The 4,004-nt window shown below is 75.5% G+C and carries 1 protein-coding gene; it reads left to right on the top strand.

Annotation, left to right across the window (positions count from 1 at the left end; all coding sequences use genetic code 11):
• Positions 1–3,932 (top strand): Rne/Rng family ribonuclease (locus ACWGKT_RS30500; protein ID WP_453276208.1); only part of this gene is annotated, 3,932 nt, incomplete at its 5' end.
• Positions 3,933–4,004 lie beyond the last annotated feature (72 nt).

The following is a 4,004-nucleotide window of genomic DNA, read 5'->3' as shown; positions in this document are numbered from 1 at the left end:
CGGCCGCCGAGGTCGTCGAGACCGCCCCGGCCGCCGAGGAGGAGCCCGCCGTGGAGGAGGCCGCGCCCGCGCCGCGTACGCGCCGTCGTGCCACCCGCCGAGTGTCGGCTCCCGCCGACGCGCCCGAGCCGGTCGAGGCCGCTGAGACGGCTGAGACCGCTGCCGCCGAAGAGACGGCTGAGGTCGTCGAGGCGCCCGCCGCTGTGGAGGAGGCCGCGCCGCGTACGCGTCGTCGTGCCGCCCGCCGTGCGTCCGCACCGGCCGGTGCGCCCGCGGCCGCGGAGGTCGCCGAGACCGTCGTCACGGCTGCCGAGACCGCTGAGACCGCTGCCCCGGCCGCCGAAGAGACGGCTGAGGTCGTCGAGGCTCCCGCGCCTGTGGAGGAGGCCGCGCCGCGCACGCGCCGTCGTGCCACCCGCCGCGCCTCCGCGCCCGCCGGTGCGCCGAAGGCCGTCGAAACCACCGAGACCGCTGAGGTCGCTGAGGTCACCGAGCCGGTCCAGGCCGCCCCGGTCGCCGAAGCAGCGGAGACCCCCGAGGCCGGCGAGGAGGCCGCTTCGCGTCGCGCCCGGCGCCGTGCCACGCGCCGCGTGTCCGCGCCCGGCGGTGCTCCCGCCGCCGAGGAGGAGGCCCCCGTGGCCGCCGAGCAGCCCGTGGCGGCGGCCGAGCCCGCCCCGGTCGCCGTCGAGGCCGCCGCCGAGGACACCGAGGGTGCCGCTCCGCGTCGTGGCCGGCGTCGGGCCGTGCGCCGGGCCGCCGGTGGGTTCTCCGAGCCCGCGCCGCAGCCCGGGCAGCCCGAGCAGCCGGCCGCCACCGAGCCCGCCACCGAGCCCGCCGCCGAGCCCGCCGCCGAGGCCGAGGGCCCGCGCCGTCCCGCACGGCCCGCCGTGGCCGTGTTCCAGGCGCCCGTGTTCGCCGAGCCGAGGTTCCAGACCCCGGAGCGGGCCGCGGCCGAGGCCGCTGCCGAGTCGGCCGTGGTCGAGGAGACCGAGGAGTTCCCCGAGGAGCAGGCCGGGGCGCGCCGCCGCCGTCGCCGCCGGGGTGCCGGGTACGGCGACGAGGCAGAGGCTCAGACCCAGACCGTCGAGACCCCCGCCGCCCAGGAGGCGGAGGCCGAGGAGCCGGAGGAGCCGGAAGAGGCCGAGGAGCCCGAGGAGCCCGAGGAGTCCGTCGAGGACCTCGCCGAGGGCGAGGAGGCCGAGGAGACCGGCTCGCGTCGCCGTCGTCGGCGCGGCGGCCGTCGCCGTCGCCGGGGTGAGGCGGCGGACGGCGAGGCCGGCGAGGGCCCGGACGCCGAGTCCGACGAACTCGCCGCCGCGCAGGCCGCGCAGGACGTCGAGGACACCGCCGAGCAGGAGGAAGAGGACGCCGAGGAGGACCACGGCGACGAGGCCTCCGGTTCCTCCGCCAGCAGCCGTCGCCGCCGGCGCCGTCGTCGCCGTGCCGGTGACAGCGCCGCCGACACCGAGCCCGACGAGGGCGACCCGGAGCGCACGGTCGTCAAGGTCCGTGAGCCCCGCAAGCCGTCCGAGCCGTCCGACGAGGTCCAGTCCATCAAGGGCTCGACCCGTCTGGAGGCCAAGAAGCAGCGCCGCCGGGAAGGCCGTGAGCAGGGACGCCGTCGCGTTCCGATCATCACCGAGGCCGAGTTCCTGGCCCGCCGCGAGGCCGTCGAGCGCGTGATGGTCGTGCGGCAGAACGGCGACCGTACGCAGATCGGCGTCCTGGAGGACGGCGTGCTCGTCGAGCACTACGTCAACAAGGAGCAGTCGACCTCGTACGTCGGCAACGTCTACCTGGGCAAGGTCCAGAACGTGCTGCCCTCGATGGAGGCCGCCTTCATCGACATCGGCAAGGGCCGCAACGCGGTCCTCTACGCCGGTGAGGTCAACTTCGAGGCGCTGGGCATGGCCAACGGCCCGCGTCGCATCGAGTCCGCCCTGAAGTCCGGTCAGTCGGTGCTCGTCCAGGTGACGAAGGACCCGATCGGCCACAAGGGCGCCCGCCTGACCAGCCAGGTCTCCCTCCCGGGCCGCTACCTCGTGTACGTCCCCGAGGGCTCGATGACCGGCATCAGCCGCAAGCTGCCCGACACCGAGCGCGCCCGGCTGAAGACCATCCTCAAGAAGATCGTCCCCGAGGACGCGGGCGTCATCGTGCGCACCGCCGCCGAGGGCGCGAGCGAGGACGAGCTGCGCCGGGACGTCGAGCGGCTGCAGTCGCAGTGGGAGGACATCCGGAAGAAGTCGAAGAACGGCGGCAGTTCGAGCGCGCCTTCGCTGCTGTACGGCGAGCCGGACATGACCGTCCGGGTCGTGCGCGACATCTTCAACGAGGACTTCTCCAAGGTCGTCGTCAGCGGCGACGACGCCTGGTCGACCGTCCACGGGTACGTCTCGCACGTCGCCCCGGACCTCGCTGACCGGCTGTCGAAGTGGACCTCCGAGGTCGACGTCTTCGCCACCTACCGGATCGACGAGCAGCTCGCCAAGGCGCTGGACCGCAAGGTCTGGCTGCCCAGCGGCGGTTCGCTGGTGATCGACCGGACCGAGGCGATGGTCGTGGTCGACGTCAACACCGGCAAGTTCACCGGCCAGGGCGGCAACCTCGAAGAGACCGTCACCCGCAACAACCTGGAGGCGGCCGAGGAGATCGTGCGTCAGCTGCGGCTGCGTGACCTCGGCGGCATCATCGTCATCGACTTCATCGACATGGTCCTGGAGTCGAACCGCGACCTGGTGCTGCGGCGCCTCCTCGAGTGCCTGGGCCGGGACCGTACGAAGCACCAGGTCGCCGAGGTGACCTCGCTGGGTCTCGTGCAGATGACCCGCAAGCGGGTCGGCCAGGGCCTGCTGGAGTCCTTCTCCGAGACCTGCGTCCACTGCAACGGCCGTGGCGTCATCGTGCACATGGAGCAGCCGACCGCCGCGGGCGGTGGCGGCAAGCGCAAGAAGCGCGGTCGCGGTGGCGACGGGCAGCCGCACGAGCACGAGACCGCCGCGGCGGCCGTGGAGACCGGCGAGGCCGTCGAGCCGGAGCCGGAGACCGTCGCCGAGGTCGCGGCCGAGGCCGCCGAGCCGGTGGCGCTGCCCGCGCCCGACTTCGCGCCGGACGAGGAGCTGTACAGCAGCATCGCCGAGGCGGAGGCGGCGGCCACGCGTGGCCGTTCGCGCCGCCGGGCGAGCCGCCGGGCCTCGGCTCCGGCCGGTGCGCCCAGGGCGGAGTCGGTGAAGGGCCCGAAGGCGGACGGCCCGGTGGCGCAGGCCGCCGCGGTGCCGACCGCGCAGTCGGTCACGGCCGCCGAGGAGGCCGGGCGTCCGGTGCTGCCGGAGCCCGCCGCCGAGGCGCACGCCGAGCCCGTGGCCGTCGAGGACCCGGTGGTCACGGCGGTCGAGGAGGCCGCGCCGACGGGCCGTACGCGTCGCCGTGCGACCCGGAAGGTCTCCGCACCGGCCGGTTCCCCGGCGGGTGCCGAGGCGGCCGTGGTGACGGTCCCCGAGACCGCGCCCGCCGTGGCGGCCCCGGTCGAGCAGCCCGAGGCCGAGGCCCCGGTCGAGGAGGCGCCCGCCGAGGCCGCCGCTCCGGCCCGCCCGCGCCGCCGTGCCGTGCGCAAGGCCACCGCGCCGACCGCGTCCGAGGAGACGGCCGTCACGGTCGTCCCGTCGGCCGCGACGGACGAGGCCGTCGCCGAGGCTTCAGCCGTCGCCGAGGTCTCCGCGGAGGCCGAGGAGGCGGCTCCGGCCAAGAAGGCGGCCCGCAAGACCGCCAAGAAGGCCACGGCGAAGAAGGCCGCCACCAAGAAGACCGCGGCCAAGAAGACGGTCGCGGCGAAGAAGACGACGGCCAAGAAGGCGGCCAAGACCGCCAAGACGGCCGCCGCGAAGTCGACGGCGAAGAAGACCACGGTCTCCGCCGCCGCCGACGAGGCCTGATCCTGATCCGAAGGTGCGGCCGGTCCGTGGGTCCGGCCGCACCCCGCGGGGCCCCGTTTGTCCCCCGCGGCC

The organism is Streptomyces sp. NPDC054794 (assembly GCF_053611585.1).
This window is presented reverse-complemented; position numbering and strand designations above follow the sequence as displayed.